At 53.7% G+C, this 19150-nt stretch carries 15 protein-coding genes; 12 read left to right on the top strand and 3 right to left on the bottom strand.

The genetic code is table 11. The features are described 5' to 3' along the window. Positions 1–25 precede the first annotated feature (25 nt). The 9 genes from ACLD72_RS04980 to nrdF all read left to right on the top strand — a co-directional run bounded on the left by ACLD72_RS04980 (position 26) and on the right by nrdF (position 12005). Positions 26–1534 carry an acetaldehyde dehydrogenase (acetylating) gene (locus ACLD72_RS04980; RefSeq protein WP_410996331.1) on the top strand — a complete coding sequence of 503 codons (1509 nt, stop codon included), beginning with the start codon at positions 26–28 and terminating at the stop codon, positions 1532–1534. Between the two features lie 15 nt (positions 1535–1549). Next, complete coding sequence (locus ACLD72_RS04975) at positions 1550–1813, top strand: EutN/CcmL family microcompartment protein (protein WP_036619984.1); 264 nt, start codon at positions 1550–1552, stop codon at positions 1811–1813. 21 nt (positions 1814–1834) lie between these two features. Further along, positions 1835–2968 (top strand): 1-propanol dehydrogenase PduQ, encoded by a 1134-nt coding sequence (locus ACLD72_RS04970; protein ID WP_410996329.1) that lies wholly within the window; start codon positions 1835–1837, stop codon positions 2966–2968. Between the two features lie 59 nt (positions 2969–3027). Next, on the top strand, positions 3028–5595 hold the full coding sequence (locus tag ACLD72_RS04965) for a glycyl radical protein (protein ID WP_410996328.1): 2568 nt from the start codon (positions 3028–3030) through the stop codon (positions 5593–5595). Between the two features lie 23 nt (positions 5596–5618). Further along, positions 5619–6539, top strand: a complete 921-nt coding sequence (locus ACLD72_RS04960) for a glycyl-radical enzyme activating protein (protein ID WP_410996326.1) — start codon at positions 5619–5621, stop codon at positions 6537–6539. A 39-nt stretch (positions 6540–6578) separates the two neighbouring features. Then, entirely contained in the window at positions 6579–7820 is a 1242-nt protein-coding gene (locus ACLD72_RS04955) for an acetate/propionate family kinase (protein WP_410996324.1), read from the top strand. Positions 7821–8583: 763 nt separating this feature from the next. Beyond that, complete coding sequence (gene nrdI, locus ACLD72_RS04950; RefSeq protein WP_251591408.1) at positions 8584–8943, top strand: class Ib ribonucleoside-diphosphate reductase assembly flavoprotein NrdI; 360 nt, start codon at positions 8584–8586, stop codon at positions 8941–8943. After that, positions 8930–11014, top strand: a complete 2085-nt coding sequence (gene nrdE, locus ACLD72_RS04945; protein WP_410996323.1) for a class 1b ribonucleoside-diphosphate reductase subunit alpha — start codon at positions 8930–8932, stop codon at positions 11012–11014. Before nrdI ends, nrdE begins: the two co-directional genes overlap by 14 nt. 31 nt (positions 11015–11045) lie before the next feature. Further along, a complete protein-coding gene (nrdF, locus tag ACLD72_RS04940) occupies positions 11046–12005 on the top strand; it encodes a class 1b ribonucleoside-diphosphate reductase subunit beta (protein ID WP_410996321.1) in 960 nt (319 codons plus the stop codon). A 102-nt stretch (positions 12006–12107) separates the two neighbouring features. Here the strand turns inward: nrdF and ACLD72_RS04935 are convergent, their stop codons facing one another. The 3 genes from ACLD72_RS04935 to ACLD72_RS04925 all read right to left on the bottom strand — a co-directional run bounded on the left by ACLD72_RS04935 (position 12108) and on the right by ACLD72_RS04925 (position 14483). Beyond that, positions 12108–12869 carry a GNAT family N-acetyltransferase gene (locus tag ACLD72_RS04935; RefSeq protein WP_410996319.1) on the bottom strand — a complete coding sequence of 254 codons (762 nt, stop codon included), beginning with the start codon at positions 12867–12869 and terminating at the stop codon, positions 12108–12110. Between the two features lie 136 nt (positions 12870–13005). Continuing rightward, a complete protein-coding gene (locus ACLD72_RS04930) occupies positions 13006–13200 on the bottom strand; it encodes a hypothetical protein (protein WP_251591699.1) in 195 nt (64 codons plus the stop codon). 113 nt (positions 13201–13313) lie between these two features. Further along, positions 13314–14483 carry an MFS transporter gene (locus ACLD72_RS04925; RefSeq protein ID WP_410996317.1) on the bottom strand — a complete coding sequence of 390 codons (1170 nt, stop codon included), beginning with the start codon at positions 14481–14483 and terminating at the stop codon, positions 13314–13316. A 512-nt stretch (positions 14484–14995) separates the two neighbouring features. Here ACLD72_RS04925 and ACLD72_RS04920 point away from each other — a divergent pair. The 3 genes from ACLD72_RS04920 to ACLD72_RS04910 all read left to right on the top strand — a co-directional run bounded on the left by ACLD72_RS04920 (position 14996) and on the right by ACLD72_RS04910 (position 19124). Continuing rightward, positions 14996–15436: a hypothetical protein gene (locus tag ACLD72_RS04920; RefSeq protein ID WP_251591402.1), complete on the top strand. Its 441-nt coding sequence runs from the start codon at positions 14996–14998 to the stop codon at positions 15434–15436. 89 nt (positions 15437–15525) lie between these two features. Further along, positions 15526–16674, top strand: a complete 1149-nt coding sequence (locus ACLD72_RS04915; RefSeq protein WP_410996315.1) for a transglutaminase domain-containing protein — start codon at positions 15526–15528, stop codon at positions 16672–16674. A 434-nt stretch (positions 16675–17108) separates the two neighbouring features. Further along, complete coding sequence (locus tag ACLD72_RS04910) at positions 17109–19124, top strand: peptidoglycan D,D-transpeptidase FtsI family protein (protein ID WP_410996313.1); 2016 nt, start codon at positions 17109–17111, stop codon at positions 19122–19124. The last annotated feature ends 26 nt before the right edge of the window (positions 19125–19150 follow it).

Here is a 19150-nt window from a genome sequence, read left to right as displayed (position 1 = left end):
GCATAAGAAGCAGGAGGAAACGGCAATGAAGATTCTGGATCATGATCTGCAATCGATACAGGAGGTTCGCGTCATTCTCGCAGCCGCCAAGGAAGCTCAGAAGGTTCTGCAAAGCTACAGCCAGGAGCAAATTGATCATATTGTAGCGCAGGTGGCCGCGGCTGCAGAACAGTCCGCCGTCAAGCTCGCCCAAATGGCCCACGAGGAGACCGGATTTGGCCGCTGGGAAGACAAGGTCATTAAGAATACATTCGCCAGCAGGGAACTGCACCGGCATATTAAGGACATGAAGACCGTCGGTGTAATCGCCACCCATGAAACCGATCAGATCGTGGATATCGCCGTCCCGGTCGGTGTAATCGCCGGGCTGATTCCATCAACCAATCCAACCTCGACGGTGATTTACAAAAGCTTGCTGGCGCTGAAGACAGGCAACGCTATCGTCTTTTCGCCCCATCCGTCCGCACGCCGCTGCATTAGCGAGACAGTAGCTATTCTCTCCGCTGCGGCGGTGCAGGCGGGAGCGCCTGAAGGCATTCTGGGCTGCCTGTCTATTCTCAGCATGCCGGGCACCAGCGAGCTGATGAAGCACCGCGACACCTCGCTTATCCTGGCCACCGGCGGGGAAGCGATGGTAAAGGCGGCTTACAGCTCCGGCACACCTGCCATCGGTGTCGGCCCTGGCAATGGCCCGGCCTTCATCGAGCGGTCGGCGGATATTCCGCGCGCGGTCAAGCAGATTATCGACAGCAAGACATTTGATTACGGTGTGATCTGTGCTTCCGAGCAATCGATTGTGGTGGAGAAGGAGAGCAGACAGCAGGTTGTACAGGAACTGCTGCGGCAAGGGGCCTACTTCCTGAACAGCGAGCAATCGGCTGGGTTGGGCTCCTTCCTGCTGCGGGGCAATGGCACGATTAATCCGCAGGCGGTCGGCAGGTCGCCGGAGAAGCTGGCGGCGATGGCCGGATTCAGCATTCCGGCCGGAAGCCGGGTGCTGATCTCGGAGCAGACGACCGTTTCGCACAGCAATCCTTATTCCCGGGAGAAGCTGGCGCCTGTGCTGGCTTTTTATGAGGCAGAGGATTGGCAAGCGGCCTGCGAGCGCTGCATGGAGCTGCTGGAAGGGGAAGGCAAAGGCCATACCATGACGATCCATTCGCGCAATGAAGCTGTGATCCGGGAGTTTGCACTCCACAAGCAGGTGTCACGCCTGCTTGTTAATACTCCGGCAGCGCTGGGCGGCATTGGAGCAACCACGAATCTTCCTCCGGCCATGACGTTGGGGTGCGGTGCGGTTGGCGGCAGCTCCACATCGGATAACATCGGCCCAATGAACCTGCTGAACATCCGCCGCTTAGCCTATGGTGTGCGCGAGATGGAGGATTTGCGGGAGCCTGTGCCGGTGTGTGCGGCAAAGCAGATGACGGCTGAGGCAACGGCAGTACCGGCAGCACCGACGGCACCGGCAGCAATGAATGAGGCCCAACTTGAAGCGATCGTACAGCAGCTGCTGCGGCAACTGATGGGATAAGGGAGGGATCACAGCATGCATCTGGCTACAGTCATCGGCAAGGTCGTCTCTACCCAGAAATGTGAGAAGCTGATCGGCGCCAAGCTGCTTATGATCAAATCAGTGGACGAGAAGCGCAGAATGACCGGTGATGATGTGTTCGTTGCCATTGATATGGTTGGCGCGGGAATCGGTGACCTGGTGCTGATTGACTGGGGCAGTTCCATGTATGAGGACATCCGCTTATCCGCAGATATGTCCATTGTCGGGATTGTGGACGATTTGCAGACCGACGAATGACGTGGAACGGAGGCAAAAGGAATGAAGCGTTTTAGTGTAAAAACGGAGGTCTATTTTGATACAGGCGCGCTTGAATATTTAACGCTGCTCGATAACCGCCGGGCCCTGGTCATTACCGATCCTTTTATGGTGCAGGCCGGGTTCGCGGATACATTAATTCATATTCTGCAGACCAGTGTGGAGGATTACCGGCTCTTCACCGGCGTACAGCCTGATCCGCCTGCTGAGGTGGTGGCCGCCGGAGTGAAGGAGTACCTGGCCTTCCGTCCCGATCTGATTATTGCCCTGGGCGGAGGTTCTACCATTGACGCGGCCAAAAGCATTTTGCTGTTCGCCCGCCAGCATGCCGGAAATGCGGATGACGGCGGCAAGCCGTTGTTCATCGCCATTCCGACGACAAGCGGTACCGGATCGGAAGTGACCTCCTATTCGGTCATGACGCTGGGCGACACGAAAATTCCGCTTGTCTCGCAGGACATCATCCCGGATGTGGCGATCCTGGACGCCGCCTTTCTGAGAACCGTGCCACCGCAGATTACCGCCGATACCGCCATCGATGCGCTCACGCATGCCATCGAAGCTTATGTGTCGAGCGAGCATTCCGATTATACGGATGCGCTCTGCGAGAAGACCATCGAACTGATCTTTGATTATCTGCTGCGCGCCTATCATAGCGGCGACGATCTGGAGGCGCGGGAGCGCCTGCACAATGCCTCCTGTCTGGCCGGCATGGCGTTTACGAACGCGGCGCTGGGCATTACCCACAGCATGGCACATACGCTGGGCGGGCATTTTCATCTGCCGCATGGACGGGCGAACGCCGTGCTGCTGCCCCATATTATCGAATACAACGCTGACCTGGAGAGCGGGGGTGAGAGCCAGGCGGCGGCGCGTTATTGCAAGCTGGCCCATCGCCTGCACCTCCCGGCGGCCACGGTGGCGGAGGGCGTGGCCAGCTTGGTTTCGGCGGTGCGGGCGCTGCAGAAGCTGACCGGCACACCTGCGTCGCTGGAAGCGGCCGGCATTGACCGTGAGGCTTATGAAGGACTGCTGTCCACGATGAGCCAGGCGGCGCTGAAGGATAAATGCACCGCGACCAATCCGCGCGAGGTCAATGTTGAGCAGCTGGAACAGTTGTTTCGTAGGGTGTATTAGCGCTTATCATGAACAGCTGGCAAGCATTAGGAAAGCAAACTGAAGGGGGAGGCTATACGATGACAAAAGTCTACGATATGCCCAAATCAGCAGCAGTAACCGGCCGGATCGGCCATCTGATCGACAACCTGATGTCCGGCACTCCGGAGATCGAAGCCGAAAGAGCGGTGCTGATTACGGAATCTTTTAAGCAAACCGAGCATCTTCCGATGATTATCCGCCGCGCCAAAGCGCTGGAGCATATTCTGCAGAACATGACGCTGGTGATCCGGGACAAAGAGCTGATCGTGGGCAATTTGACTGCCAAGCCAAGAGGATGTCAGATCTTTCCCGAGTTTTCAAACCGTTGGCTGCTGAGCGAATTCGCTACGGTGGCCCGCAGAACGGGTGACGTGTTTACGATCTCGGATGATGCGGTCAGCAAGCTGAAGCATTCTTTTGAATATTGGAACGGCCGCACGGTGCAGGAACTGGCAACTTCCTTCATGTCTCCCGAAGCGTTGACGGCGATCGATGCGGAAGTTTTTACGGTAGGCAATTATTATAATAACGGCGTTGGCCATATTTCTGTGGATTATGGAAAGGTGCTGTCCAAGGGCTTCAAAGGCATCATCGAGGAGGCGCGGCAGGCCAAAGCGGAGGCAGACCATTCGTTGCCGGATTATATCAAAAAAGAACAGTTTCTGAACGCGGTGATCATCTCTGCGGAAGCAGCCATCCAGTTCGGCAAACGGTTCGCGGAGCTGGCCAAGAGTCAGGCCGCAGCCTGCAGCGACGGTGTCCGCCAGCGGGAACTGCTGCAGATTGCCCGCAATTGTGAGCAGGTTCCGGCGAATCCGGCATCCAGCTTCAGCGAAGCGGTGCAGTGCTTCTGGTTCGTGCACATGCTGATTCAGGTGGAATCGAACGGGCACTCCGTGTCTCCGATGCGTTTTGACCAATACATGTATCCGTATTACAAACAGGATATCGAGCGTGGCACCCTTCGCCATGAAGAAGCCCAGGAACTGCTGGACTGTCTGTGGGTGAAGCTGAACGAGATTAACAAAATCCGCGACGAAGCCTCCAGTAAAGCTTTTGGCGGATACCCGATGTTTCAGAATTTGGTGGTCGGCGGTCAGAATGAGGAGGGGCTGGACGCCACCAACGAGCTGTCCTTCGCCTGCCTGGAGGCGACGGCCCATGTGAAGTTGCCACAGCCTTCCGTCTCGATCCGCGTCTGGAACCGCACGCCGGATGAGCTGCTGCTGAAGGCAGCGGAGGTCAGCCGTCTGGGTCTTGGACTCCCGGCGTATTACAACGATGAGGTTATCATCCCCGCGCTGGTCAGCCGTTCCGTAAGTCTGGCGGATGCGCGTGACTACGGCCTTATCGGCTGCGTTGAGCCGCAAAAGGGCGGAAAAACCGAAGGCTGGCATGACGCCGCATTCTTCAATTTGCCGAAGGTGATGGAGTTTGTCATCGGCAACGGCACCGTCAATGGCAAAAAAGCCGGGATCACCACCGGAGACTTCGCCTCCTTCACCTCCCTGGATGAGATTATGGAGGCTTACCGCAAGCAGATGGAACATTTCGTCAATCTATTGGCTCAAGCGGATAACTCGGTGGATTATGCGCATGCAGAAAGAGCACCGCTGCCGTTCCTGTCCTCCATGGTGTATGACTGCATCGGCAGAGGCAAATCGCTGCAGGAAGGCGGCGCCTTCTATAACTTCACCGGACCGCAGGGCGTAGGTATTGCCAATGTAGCGGATGCCATGTACGCGATCCAGAAGGTGGTTTTCGAAGAGCGGAAAACAACGTTGCCAGAGCTGAAGGCAGCGCTTGAACGCAATTTTGGCCTGGCCCAGCCGGCTGCTGCTACAGCCTCTGCTCCCATCTCGCTGGATACGTTGACCCAGGAGCATATTGTTGAAATGATCAAAAAATTCCTCATGGAAGGCAACCAGATTTCGTTAGCCCAGTTGGGCGCGCAAGCAGATGTGAAGGTGGATCTGGGCAACAGCCAGAGCCAGGGTCAAGGCAATGACGCCCGCCTGCGCGAGTGGCTGATTGCCGCGCCGAAATACGGCAACGACATCGAAGAGGTCGATGAATTGGCCCGTCAAGTAGGACTTGTCTACTGCCGTGAAGTGCAGAAGCATGTCAATCCGCGCGGCGGCACCTTCCAGCCCGGATTGTATCCGGCTTCGGCCAATGTGCCGTTGGGCGCCGCCACCGGGGCAACGGCGGACGGACGGCTGGCGGGCGAACCGCTGGCCGACGGGGTGTCGCCGGTATCTGGCCGGGATACCAGTGGACCTACGGCTTCGGCCAACTCGGTGGCGAAGTTGGATCATCATATCGCCTCCAACGGTACGCTGTTCAATCAGAAGTTCCATCCGTCCGCGCTGAGTGGACCGGCGGGACTGGAGAAGCTGGCGGCGTTGGTCAGAGGTTTTTTTGACCAGAAGGGGATGCATGTGCAGTTTAATGTGATCAGCCGTGATACGCTGCTGGAGGCCCAGCGCAATCCTGAGAAATACAAGAACCTCGTCGTCCGTGTGGCAGGTTACAGCGCCCATTTCACCACACTTGACAAGAAACTGCAGGATGACATTATTAACCGGACGGAGCAGACGATGTAACTATATAGATCAGGAGGCCCACCATGAATGAAGTCATTTGGGAAGCCAGGGGGATGGTCAGCGATATCCAGCGCTTCTCGCTCCATGACGGACCAGGTATCCGCACGATCGTATTTCTGAAGGGTTGCCCGCTGCGCTGCAGCTGGTGCAGCAATCCCGAAACCCAGGCTCCCGGTAGCCAGCTGATGGTTCAGGAGGACAACTGCTTCAGCTGCGGACGCTGCGCAAAGGTCTGTCCGGTGGGAGCCATCAGCTATCGGCCGAAGGTGACCGTTAACCGCCTAAGCTGCGTATCCTGCGGACTTTGCAGCGCCGAATGCGGCAACGGGGCGCTGACCATGAATGGCAAAGAGATGGGCACCTCTGAGATTGTGTCCATTCTGCGCAAGGATGAGGCTTATTACCGGCGTTCCGGCGGGGGGATTACCCTCTCCGGCGGTGAGCCGCTCTATCAGAGCGACTTTGCTCTGAACCTGCTGCGCGCCTGCAAGGATCAAGGCTGGAACACAGCGATTGAAACCACGGCCTACTGTAATCCGGCCGTGCTGGATCAAGTGCTGCCGCTGCTCGATACGGTTTTGCTGGACATCAAGCATATGGAGGACAGTAAACACTATGAATATGTGAAGCAGTCCAACTCGCTGATTCTGGAGAACGCCCGGCGGATTGCCAGGCGGGGGGCGCAGGTGATTATTCGCGTGCCCGTCGTTCCCGGCTTCAACAACACGATCCATGAGATTGCCGCCATTGCCTCGTTTGCCGCGGAATTGCCGGGGGCGCGTGAGCTGCATCTGCTGCCTTTTCACCGGCTGGGCGAGAATAAATACACCTATCTGGGCACGGAATACCATATGAAGCAACAAACTCCACCGCCAAGCGAAGAGATGGAGAGCCTGCGCCATGTGGTGGAAGGTTATGGCTTGCGTTGCCAAATCGGCGGTTGAATTTATAAAGAAATAGGGATGGAAGAGGGGAGCCGTATTATGAAGGTGCTGGTCATTAACAGCGGCAGCTCATCCTTGAAATATCAGCTGTTTGATATGCAGGATGAATCGGTGCTTGCGAAGGGAATTATTGAAGAGATTGGAACGGAGCAGGCGATTCATCGTCAGGATTGTACGCCACCGCTGCCTCCGCAGACCGGTCTGCGGATCCTGGAGCATAAGGAGGCCATCACCCATATGCTTGCGGCGCTGACGGATCCGGGCAGCGGGTCCATCGCCTCGGTGCGGGAAATCGCGGCAGTAGGGCACCGGATTGCCCATGGCGGTGAATTTTTTTCGGATGCGGCACTGCTGGGCGATGAGGTGCTGCAGGCGGTAAGACGCAATATCGAGCTGGCGCCGCTGCATAATCCGGCCAATCTGAAGGGGATCGAATCGTTCCGCCAACTGCTGGGCAAGGAGACGCCGATGGTGTGTGTGTTCGATACCGCTTTTCACCAGACGATGCCGCAGGAGAGCTACATGTATCCGCTGCCCAGAGTCTTGTATGACCGTCATAAAATCAGAAGATACGGGTTCCATGGAACCTCGCATAAATATGTCAGCGTACGCCTTGGCGAAATTACCGGCCAACCCCTCCAGGGAACCCGTGTAATCTCCTGCCATATCGGCAACGGAGCCAGCATTACCGCCATTCGGGACGGGAAGTCTGTTGATACCAGCATGGGCATGACCCCGCTGGAAGGCCTGATGATGGGAACCCGCTGCGGCGATATCGACCCGGCGATCATTCCCTTTGTGATGGCCAAAGAGAATCTGAGTCTTGGCGAGATCAATTCGCTGCTGAACAAGCATAGCGGGTTGGCCGGCATCTCCGGCCAGAGCTCCGATTTGCGCGAGATCATCCGCTGCGCCGATGAAGGCCATGAGGGCGCAAGGCTGGCGCTGAATATGTATGTACAGCGCATTCGCAAATACATCGGCTCCTACTGCGCCGTACTGAACGGTCTGGATGCGCTGATCTTTACCGGCGGGGTCGGAGAGAATTCCGACTATATCCGCGCCAAGGTCTGCGAGAGCCTGTCCTATCTGGGGCTGGAGTTGGACCCGAAGTTGAACCGGAGCCGCTCGCCTGGCGAGCGCAAGATCAGCACCCCCGCCTCCCGTGTGGCAGTGCATATCATCCCCACCAACGAAGAGCTGATGATTGCCCGCGATACACAGCGGCTCGTCCAACAGCGTGCTGCTTCTGCGGCGGTGCACCAGTCTGTCCTACTGTGATGCGGCCATTGTCAAAAAACCTTGTCATAACGGTTGTTTGCCGGTATGACAAGGTTTTTTTGCACGCCTAGTAAATGATCCAGAAAAAACGTGATAAATCTACGGGTCGGGTGGAGGTCTATCCAAAAAATAGCGGAACTTTATGGTCTTATTTTCCGAATGGAGCCTGTTCGTCCTGATTAGCGGAATTTTTTGGCCCTATTTTTCAATGGGTGCTGCGAAAAGCGGCCATTCCCCTGTGATTTGAGAAAATAGCGCCATAATTTTCCTTTATTTCTCTCCAAAACGGGATTTCGCCGAAATAGAGCCATTTTTTTCCCTTATGTTTCCGGCTGAGTTTTTTAGCAAGCTAACTTTTGCAGTTCAAGAGAAGCCGCCACCATGCTCCATTATTTCAGGAACAGCCTACTAGCCAAGCCAGGGCTCAACTGCCGAACTCTTAATTAAACCGCAAAAGGGAAAGCAAAACAAAGTAGCTTCCACGCACAGCAATCTATCTTTTTTTGATAGAAAAATTTTTAAAAATTTTTTATCAACAACTTGTCCCCCAGCGGACCCTAGTATGATGCGGGATTGCATCGATTTTCCACATTATCCACAGGGGATTTGGATGCGGTTTGGGACGTTTACCAGGTTGACAACACAATATATAGGTATTAAATTAAACAAGTACACCAATATGTTGTTGTGAAATGGATTTTGGTGTGTATCTCATCTATATCATATACTTACCGCGTAATAGAAGAAAAGTGGGGGAGTAACGATGCTGATTGCCTATGATTCCAAAACCGGAAACGTGAAACGGTTCATCCAGAAGCTTGATTTGCCGGCCGTGCAAATTGACGAGAATATGACGCTGGAGGAGCCGTTTGTGCTGATTACATATACAACGGGGTTTGGACAGGTGCCGGCAAAGGTCTCCGCTTTTCTCGAGCATAACCATCAGCGGCTGCTAGGTGTAGCGGCCAGCGGAAACCGCAACTGGGGCGAGCGCTTTGCCTTGAGCGCGGATTTGATTGCGCAGCGCTATCATGTTCCCGTTGTGGGCAAATTCGAGCTGTCGGGCACGAAACAGGATGCGGAAAGATTTAAGCAGGAGGTGAGCCGGGTTGCGGCATATTGAACTAAACAACATGTTGATGAAGCGGGACGAGAGCGGGTTCTTCCAACTGGAGAAGGACCGGGAAGCTGTCGCTGAATTTATGCAAGAAGTCGAACTTAAAAGCGTGACCTTTTCGAGCACGACCGATAAAGTGCGGTACATGATCGAAAACGATTATTACGAGAACGTGTACGAACAGTATACGGAAGACGAGGTCGAACGCGTATATGCCATTACCCACGGCTATCATTTTGAATTTCCGTCTTATATGGCGGCGTCGAAGTTTTATACCGATTACGCGCTGAAGACGAACGATAAGTCCAAGTATCTGGAGCATTACCCTGACCGGGTAGCGGCGGTGGCGCTGCACCTCGGCCGCGGCAACGCGGAAACCGCCGGCCTGCTGGCCCGTTCGATGATGGAGCAGCGGCTGCAGCCGGCCACCCCGACGTTCCTGAACGCGGGCAAAAGCCGGCGCGGCGAGATGGTGTCCTGCTTCCTGCTGGAAATGGACGACTCGCTGAACTCGATCAACTACGTGCTGAACACCTGCATGCAGCTGTCCAAAATCGGCGGCGGCGTGGCGGTGAACCTGTCGAAGCTGCGCGGACGCGGCGAGGCGATTAAAGGCGTGGAAGGCGCGGCCAAAGGGATCATGCCGGTGCTGAAGCTGATGGAGGACGCTTTTTCCTATGCTGACCAGATGGGGCAGCGCAAAGGCTCGGGCGCGGGATATTACAACATTTTCGGTTGGGATGTCGCGGAATTTTTGGATAGCAAAAAAATCAACGCCGACGAACGGATTCGCCTGAAAACCTTGTCGATTGGGCTGATCGTACCGAACCGGTTCTATCAATTGGCCAAGGACAACGAGCCGCTATACGTGTTCGGCCCTTACAGCGTATATAAAGCTTACGGCACCCATTTGGACGATATGGATCTGGACGTGATGTACGACAAACTGCTTGCCGACGAACGGGTTAAGAAAAGAAAGCTGATGAGCGCGCGCGACATGCTGACCAAGATCGCCACGGTCCAGCTGGAATCCGGTTACCCATACATCATGAATAAGAGCAACGCCAACAACCAGCATGCGCTGAACAAGGTCGGGAAGATCAAAATGTCCAACCTGTGCACGGAAATCTTCCAATTGCAGGAGACGTCGGAAATCGCCGATTACGGGCAAGCGGATGCGATCCGCCGCGACATCAGCTGCAACCTGGCTTCCCTGAACATCGTGAACGTGATGGACCGGAAGAAGATCCGTGAGTCTGTGCATGAAGGCATGGTCGCACTCACGTCCGTCAGCGACATGACGCATATTTCCAACGCTCCCGGCGTCGCCAAAGCGAATCGGGAAATGCATTCCGTCGGGCTGGGCGTGATGAATCTGCACGGATTTTTCGCGAAGAACAAGATCGCTTACGAGAGTGAAGAGGCGCGTGATTTTACCCGCACGTTCTTTATGATGATGAACTATTATTCCCTGGAAAAGAGCATGGAGATCGCCGTGCAAACCGGAGAGACCTTCGCCGGCTTCGAACAATCCGACTACGCTACAGGGGAGTATTTCGACCGTTATCTGAATACGGACTACCGTCCGCGCTCCGGCAAAGTGACCGCTTTGTTCGAAGGCATGCACATCCCGTCTCCACAGGACTGGGCTGAGTTGAAGCAGCAGGTGATGACAAACGGCTTGTACCATGCTTACCGTTTGGCGATTGCGCCGACCGCCAGCATTTCGTACATTCAGAACGCCACCTCGAGCGTGATGCCGGTCGTGGAGCAAATTGAAACCCGGACCTACGCGAACTCGACGACGTATTATCCGATGCCGTATCTTAGCCAGGAAAATATTTTCTTCTATAAATCGGCCTATCAGATGGACCAGTTCAAGGTGATCGACTTGATCGCGGAAATCGTGCCGCATGTCGACCAAGGCATCTCGACGATCCTTCACGTCAACAGCAACGTGACGACCCGTCAGTTGGCGCGTTACTATTTGTACGCCGCTCATAAAGGGCTGAAGTCACTGTATTATACCCGGACGAAGACGCTGTCCGTGGAAGAATGCCTGACCTGCTCGGTATAATGGAGAATTAGAAAGGGATGAACGAACGGCGATGTGCGCATTACGAGCTGTAAACTGGAACCGTCCGGACGACGATTTTACGATGATGTTCTGGAACCAGAACATCATGCAGTTCTGGACGGATGACGAAATCCCGTTGTCCGACGACAAAATGTCCTGGATGACTTTAAACGACGATGAAAAAGAAGCATATATGAAGGTCCTCGGCGGCCTGACGCTGCTTGATACGGTACAGGGCGGCGTCGGCATGCCGCAGATCATGGAGCATGTGGAAGGCCTGCAGCGTAAAGCCGTACTCGGATTTATGGGCATGATGGAGCAGATTCACGCCAAATCGTACAGCAGCATTTTCACCACTTTGGCTTCCAATGAGGAGATTGACGAGGTTTTCCGCTGGGTGGAACAGAACCCGATGCTGCAGACGAAGGCGGAGACGATCCGCCAGTACTACACCAACATCCGCTCCCCGAGAGAGCTGTATTTGGCGATGGCGGCCTCCGTATTGCTGGAGAGCTACTTGTTCTATAGCGGCTTTTTCTACCCGCTGTATTTGGCTGGCCAGGGCAAAATGACCTGCAGCGGCGAAATCATCGACCTGATTTTGCGCGACGAAAGCATTCATGGCGTGTACGTGGGCGTGCTCGCCCAGGAAATCTACGCGCAAATGAGCGAAGACGAGCAAAAGGAAGTGTACGAAACGCTGGAAGGGCTGCTGCATTACTTGCACGCCAACGAAGAACGGTATACGGAGCAGATTTACACGAAAATCGGGCTGGTGGACGAAGTGAAAGTCTTCCTGCGCTATAACGCCAACAAGGCGTTTATGAACCTCGGTTTCGAGCCGCCGTTCGAGGAGGAAGAGGTCAATCCGATCGTGTTCAACGGCATCCGTACCGATACGAAGCAGCACGACTTTTTCTCCAAAAAAGGCAACGGCTACGTACGGGCGCTGAACGTCGAGCCGCTGACCGACGAAGATTTCAATTTCTAAGCCGACCGGGCTTTTTAAATAAGAACAGGGTGTTTGCTCCCGGAAAGATCGTACAGCGGGAGACACCCTGTTTTTTGCGTGTAAATGGATCGGAGGAGTCCGTTAAGCCTGAAGCAGCCGCTCCAGCAGTTTATCGAATTTATTCACGCTCAAGATTTCATGCGTGACGAATTTTCCGTCATAGTACAGGGCAAAGGTTGTCCAAACCGCAGGGGCCTGCTGCGCCTGTTCTTTGGACGTGATCCGGCAGGCTCGAAACGGAACGCCTTTGAAGCGAGCAGCGCTCTGCAGCTCCTCAAGCATGCCAACCGCAAATGGGCACTGGGCCGTGTAATAGATTGAAATTCCTTTTTCCGGGACGGAGGCCTGCTTGCCGTGCGGCTTGAACGTAGGAGCAGCAGCGGATTTGCTCCAGGTTAAAGCCATCAATTGAAAATAAGGCTGGGCCTCATCCGCCGCTTTAAACCCCATATGCTGAAAAAAAGCCTTATCGCTCAAGTAAGGCAGCTTTTTGTTTCCGACGATATGCACAATGCCGTCCATGCCCCGGGCCGCCGCGTCCTCCTTGCACCGCTCCAGCAGCCTTCCTGCGTGCCCCTGCCCCTTATGCCTGCCAGACACCCAAAGGCAATTGATAAACATATAGTTGGGGGCATCGACAGGAGCCCAGGCTTGATCGGCCGGCAAATATTCGATGAAAACTTTGGCCCGGTCGTCCAGACGGTAAAATACGAGGCCCTCGTCCATTCGTTCCTTTAGCCAGCTTTTTTTCTCGTTTACGGCTGCTTCATACTGCTTGGCGCCTAAAGCGCAGCAAATGTGTTGGCCGTCGATGTTTTGCTTGGTAATTTGCAAATATTCCAAGTGGACCAGCCGCCTTTCGCGAATATCTTTTCTGGTATTTTCCTATCCAGTATAAGCTTTGCAATTTGTTATATCTATGAAAAAAAACAGCCTGCCGCACGGCAGACTGTTTGGCTTGCGGTTATTGCATAGCCCATTAAATAAAAGTAGAGTGAAGAATAATCACCAGCAAAATGTACAGTACAAGAATCGTACCTGTTGACGTCCAGAAGCCGGGAAAGCCGTGATGAACAGGTGCGACATTGACAGGCGCAACATTGACAGGCGCAATATTAGGTCCAATATTGGCGGGTCCAACCGCGCCGGGCCAAACATTGTTTAAAGAGCTCATTTTTGGTTCACCTCGTTATATTTGGTTATCAGCTGATTTCACCTTATCTTATGTAGGGCGTTCGTCTCTGTCCTGTGCGGCGGCCTAGAGGGCGAAAAAACCATAAAATGGGCTCATGAACGGCCGGCTTCGGCGCCGATCGGCGGCGTCAATACACCGGCGTGTTTTTTTGGCGGTACCAAAATGAGCGTCAGCATCAGCAGGAAAAAGGCCAGGAAGTAGGGAGAATACGACCCGTGCATCGCCCCGGCGGCGATCGGCCCGATAAAGGAGCCAAGCGACGTCGCGATCGACTGCAGGGAAAATACGGTGCCAAGCCTTTGTCCCCCGCTCAGGTCGATAAACAGGGAAGAGAGCGCCGGAAAGACGACGCCTTTGGCCATTCCAAGGACGAACAGGATCGCCGGAAGCGGGATGAAATCAAGCGCAGCCATAGCAAAAAAACAGAGCGCAACGCCCAGGATGCCGAAACTCGCCCGCTTGTAGGGCGACAGTTTGCTAAGGAACAGCATCGAAAGGGTCACAAGCGCCCCCAGGCTGATGATTGAGAAATAGAGGCCGGTGTGCATGATTTCCGTACCCCCGCCGGTTTGCAGCGGAAGTTCGAAAAACAGAATGCCCTGGGAACAGGCGACGGCCAGCGACAAAAGGTAGTAACGAAGCGGAATGACGTTGAGCTTTAGCGGGATGCTGGAGGGTGCTGCTTTCGGCTCCAAAGCGGCTGGCTTGATCTTTTTGGCGGGCTCGTGAATGGTGAACATGGCAATGACGCTTGTTGTAATCAGCAGCCAGCCCAGCATTCGAAACGCGAGCGAGAAGCCCGACTGGGCGACAAGGAACGCGCCGACCGCCGGCGAGACGACGGAGGCGATCGTATGCATGACCCCGTGGCCGGCCATCAATTTCCCCTGCTGCACCGGGTTATTGGACAATGAAGCAAGCATCGCCAGGCAGGCCGGCGATAAAAAGGCCAGCACAAAGCCGCTGATCGAGCGTATGACGAGCAACTGCCACGGCTCTGTCACATGCGCCTGAAGCAGTAACAGCACACCGGCGGTAAGCAGGCTGAAAATCATGTATCTCCGGCTGCCGTGCCGGTCTACGCCTTGGCCGGCGATCAGGTTGCCGGGCAAATGCGTTAAGGAGTAGATCCCCATCATCCAGCCGATAAACGTCGGCGCCGCGCCGAGGGACAACGCAAACGGAGTCAGAATCGGATACTGGGCGTGCAGGTCAAAGAAAGCGAGAAACATAAAGAAATACAGCCAGAACGCGATTTTCATGCGTTAGCCCTCCTCTCATGGATAGTAACGATGCTCTACTTGTACTTGTACGCCTGCCGGGACGAACTTATGTCTAAATAGCGGAAAGCTTCCTGACTTTGATGGCGACCTCATGAATCTGCTTCAGCAGTTGCTCGTTTCTTATGGGAGGAAGAACGGCTCGATGGATCAAATGCAAAAATACATTTGAATTTCCGCAAATTTCCGCTTTTGAGCGGTTGAAGTGCAAAAATACATCTCATTTGAGGCTATTGGAAAAAAAGTAGCGTATTATCGGAAATGAACTGCATATTTGCAGTTGAACCGCCAGTTTCGGGGACTTTCGACGAAAATCGCATGCACTTTTGCCTTTCGTGGGATTTCACCCTCTGTATTATGATGGCAAAGTGGTTAAGCTGACACCGGCCTAGGCCATCATGTATAATGGAAAGGCAACCGTGTTGTTGCCGATTATAATGGGGCCGGTCAGGGAAAACTCCGCCGGCAAAAACGTGTAGGAGTGTTTGCGAATAATGGATGTTCAAGTATGGACCACATTTCTGAAAGAAAATTGGCTGTTTATCGTCATTGCGCTGGTTGTTCTTTTTCTGGTGCTGAATTTCGTCAAGACTGTCGTCAAATGGGCGCTGGTGCTGGTCATCGCAGCGATTATCATCGTTTACAGCGGTATATCGCTCAAGGATATCGGCGCAGCGGCGACCGCCACAACGGAACAACTCGTGGATATCAGCCAAAGCGAAGTTTTGAATATGATGAAAAAAGAAGCAAAGGATGCCAAGTTGACGCAAAATTCGGATGGAACGTTTACGATTTCCACGCCGAATTTGGAGGTGACCGGCACTGAGGGGAGCGATAAAGTGAAGGTTTCGTTCCGCGGGGTGTCCCTCGGAGAATGGTCGGTGAACGATACGCTGAAGGCGTTTATTCAAGAGGCGCAGCGCAATTCCAAGTAAGCGGAGGTTCGAGTTGTACCTGCATTTTTCGGAGGATTTGGCGTTAATATATATGCCGTGCCGGCAAATCATCGGGATCGGGGGGTGACATGATGGAGGATTTGCTGCAAAGTGTGCGGGAATACAACTTCATATCGTTGCTTCTTTTGTTTATCCTGTTGGGATCGATACTTCAGGGCTTGCTGCGCGGGGCATCGCGGTCGGCGGGCCGCTTGTTTTCGCTGCTCAGCGGGGGGGTGCTGTCGCTGCTCGGGATTGCCGCCGCCATCCCGCTAACGCTGTGGATTTCTCCCAAGGTGCAGGAGTGGCTGTCTATGCTGACGATACCGCAGCGCGAGCTGGCGCTTTGGGAGCAGGTCTTTTACACGTTCATCATGGCGGTAAGGGACTTTCCGCTGATGCGGTTTGCCGTCGTGTTCATCCTGATGTATTGGCTGATCCGGACGGTCGCGGGCTTGGCCGCTATGTTTTTTGGCGGCGGCTCCTGGTTCGGGCGGCTGTTCTCGGGCGGAGACCGCCCGGCTTCCTTGCTAAGCCGCCTGGCCGGAGCTTGCATCGGCGGCGTGATTGGGGCGGCGCGCTGCCTGATGGTTATCGTCGTGCTTTTTATCGCGGTGACGCTGTTTCCGAACAGCAGCTTCAGCCGTTATGTCGAGGCGTCCCCGGTATACCAGCAGGGGGCCCGTACTATCATCGAACCGCTGACCGGCAACCTGATCAAGGAGAAGCTGCCGGTGTTTACCCGCAGCGTGGAGGCAGAGCTCAGCGGTATCCTGCAGCAAAAATACGAGCTGATCGACGCCCATATCCCGCAGGATATCGAGCTGGCGGCGGCCGAGATTACGAAAGGCGCGGACAGCGACAAGGAGAAGGCCCGCCGGCTGTACGACTGGATCGGCACGAGAGTCAGCTACGATTACGATAAAGTGAAGGACTATGAGGAGAAGGGGATCTGGCATGAGCAGACACCGCAAATGACGTTTGAGACGAAAAAAGGCGTCTGCATCGACTACGCCCGGCTGTACGCGATGATGGCGAGATCGCAGGGCCTGGACGTCAAGGTCATCACCGGGCTCGGTTATGACGGGCGGGGCGGATACGGCCCGCATGCCTGGAACGAAGTGTTTTTGCCTGCGCAAAACGCCTGGATTCCGCTCGACGCGACCTGGGCCCAAAGCGGGGATTGGTTCAATCCTCCGGCCTTCAGCGAAACCCACATCCCGGATAAGCTAATTTAATAGGTAGTTCAAAAAGTCATCTTTTGATCACGAAGTAAAACTATGGTGCTTATTCGGCATCGAATCTTGAATTCAGCCGGGCCTTCCGGTGCTCACGTACCCAAAACGTACGCTCCGCTCCTCAGTCCCTGGCTTCATCCAACCTTCTCGGTGCTGAAAACCTGACTTTTTGAACACGCATCAAAAGTTTTTCAAAAAGGCGGGCGAAAAAAGTTGGAACTGGGCCGTAACTTTGCTGCGCCTTCTTTCGTTAAGATTATAGAATTATAAATTTTCAGCCGAGCTGAACAACTCCATAATCGCAAGAAAAACTGCCGCTAATCACGGTCTGTCTTCTTAGAAAATACATCGATAGAAGTTTTTCTTATGTTGCTATATAGAAAGCTGCAGACTTATCGATCTAATTTTTAAGGGAAAGAAGGCAGGGAATCGTAGTGAAAAGTGTCTACATGGATGATCCGCGCGAGCAAGAAGCGGCGATGCAGAGACATTTTAATATCCGGCTAAATATGTTTTTCTTTAGCGCTTTTGCGATTTTTACCGTGATTATCGTTCGCCTGGCGATTTTGCAGTTTGTGGAAGGCCCGACGCTGTCCAGGCAGGAAAGCAATCTGCGGGTTAAGGATGTGCCAATGCCTCCGATGAGAGGTTCTATATTGGCTGCCGGAGGCGAAAAGCTGGCTTATTCGACACCGGTTCAATCTTTGTATTTGACTTTGCAAAAGAGCAGCTACAGCCAGGACAGTGAATCGGGAAAAAAGAATTACGAGGAAGCGGTGGCTTTAGCCCAAAAATTGAAAGATGTGTTTGACCGTTATGGAGACCCTGACAAGGCAATGTCCAAAGAGAATATCCTCAAAGAAATGGACCTTAATTTCCAGACCAATAACGGCTTTGTTCCAAGGCGAATCAAAACAGAACTAAACGCTCAAGAAGTAGCGTACTTTATTGAACGCAAAAGTGAGTTTTTGGGGATTGATGTCGTCGAGGAGAGTATCAGGCATTATGACAAAGATGGGGTAGCCGTGCAAACGATCGGTTATATCCGGAAATACTCCAATGCGTCAACGAACCTGGATTTTTATAAACAGATCCGCGCGCAAAAAGATGCGCCGCCGGATATGCAGTATACGGAAACCGAGGACGTTGGTTACGACGGGCTGGAATTGTACTATCAAAATGAATTGCGGGGCAAAAACGGATTTAAGAGTGTCCCCATCGATCCGCGCAATATGGCCAACGGGATTCCGGAGATGACGCCGCCGGAAAAAGGCTATGATTTGCATACAACGATCAATAAAAATGTGCAGCTGGTCGCCCAGCAAGCGATCATGGACCAAATCAAATGGGTGCATACGCATCCGGTGTCCGGAAAAGTACATCCCCATGCCAAAACCGGTTATGCCGTCGCTATGGAAGTGGATACCGGTAATGTGGTGGCGATGGTCAGTATGCCGGATTACGATACGAATGTGTGGCAGTCGGGCGGGATCTCGCCGGACGACTGGAACAAAATTATAAATAACTACCAAAATGGGACGATCACCCCAATCAGTTCGGGACGTTCGGGCCATGATTTTGAATCTACCGTTTACCTTGGTTCGACGATCAAGCCGTTGTCCGTGTTAATCGGCTTGAACGAAGGTCTGTTTACGACGAGTGATCAATATAAGGATACAGGGATTGCCTATTTTGGGAGAAATGATTCGTCAAGTGTGCGAAATTCCTCAGGACATGTGTACGGCTGGATTTACCCTTATGAGGCGATCGCCCATTCCTCCAACACCTTTATGGTCGATATGGTGGGAGAAAAGCTGTGGAAGAAGTACAATGACAAAGGGATTGGCGTTTGGGACGGTTACATGAAGCAGTTTGGCCTTGGCGTATCCACGGGTGTGGATCTCCCCAGAGAATTCCTGGGTAGTTTGGATTATACTGACGAGTCGGAAACCTCCTTGGCCCGATTGGTGTACTCTTCCTTTGGGCAGACCGGGAAATATACCACGCTGCAGCTTGCCCAGTATGCGACCACGCTTGCCACCCGAGGCAAGCGGATGGAGCCGCATCTGGTAAGTAAAATCACCGATTCCGAAGGAAATGTCGTCAAAGAGTTTAAACCGAAGGTGCTGAACAAAGTTAAATTTAATAATGTGTATTGGAGAGAAGTCATTAAGGGCATGAGTACCAAGGTGAGCGCATTCGACGGTTTTCCGTATGACTTTGCACGGAAGACGGGAACGTCGGAGCAGGATTACCGGGGACAGCTCATGGAAAACGGCGTATTCATCGCCTTTGCGCCGCGTGAAAATCCGAAACTCGCCGTCGCTGTCGTGATCCCGGAAGGCGGCTTTGGTGCACACAGTGCCGCGCCGGTAGCCCGCAAAATTTTCGACGCCTATGATCAGGAATATGGCCTGGATGGAGTGCCGAAAAAAACGAAAAATAAATAACGCTGTAACTTCGCTTCGTTTCCTTA

The organism is Paenibacillus lacisediminis, assembly GCF_046567315.2.
This window is presented reverse-complemented; position numbering and strand designations above follow the sequence as displayed.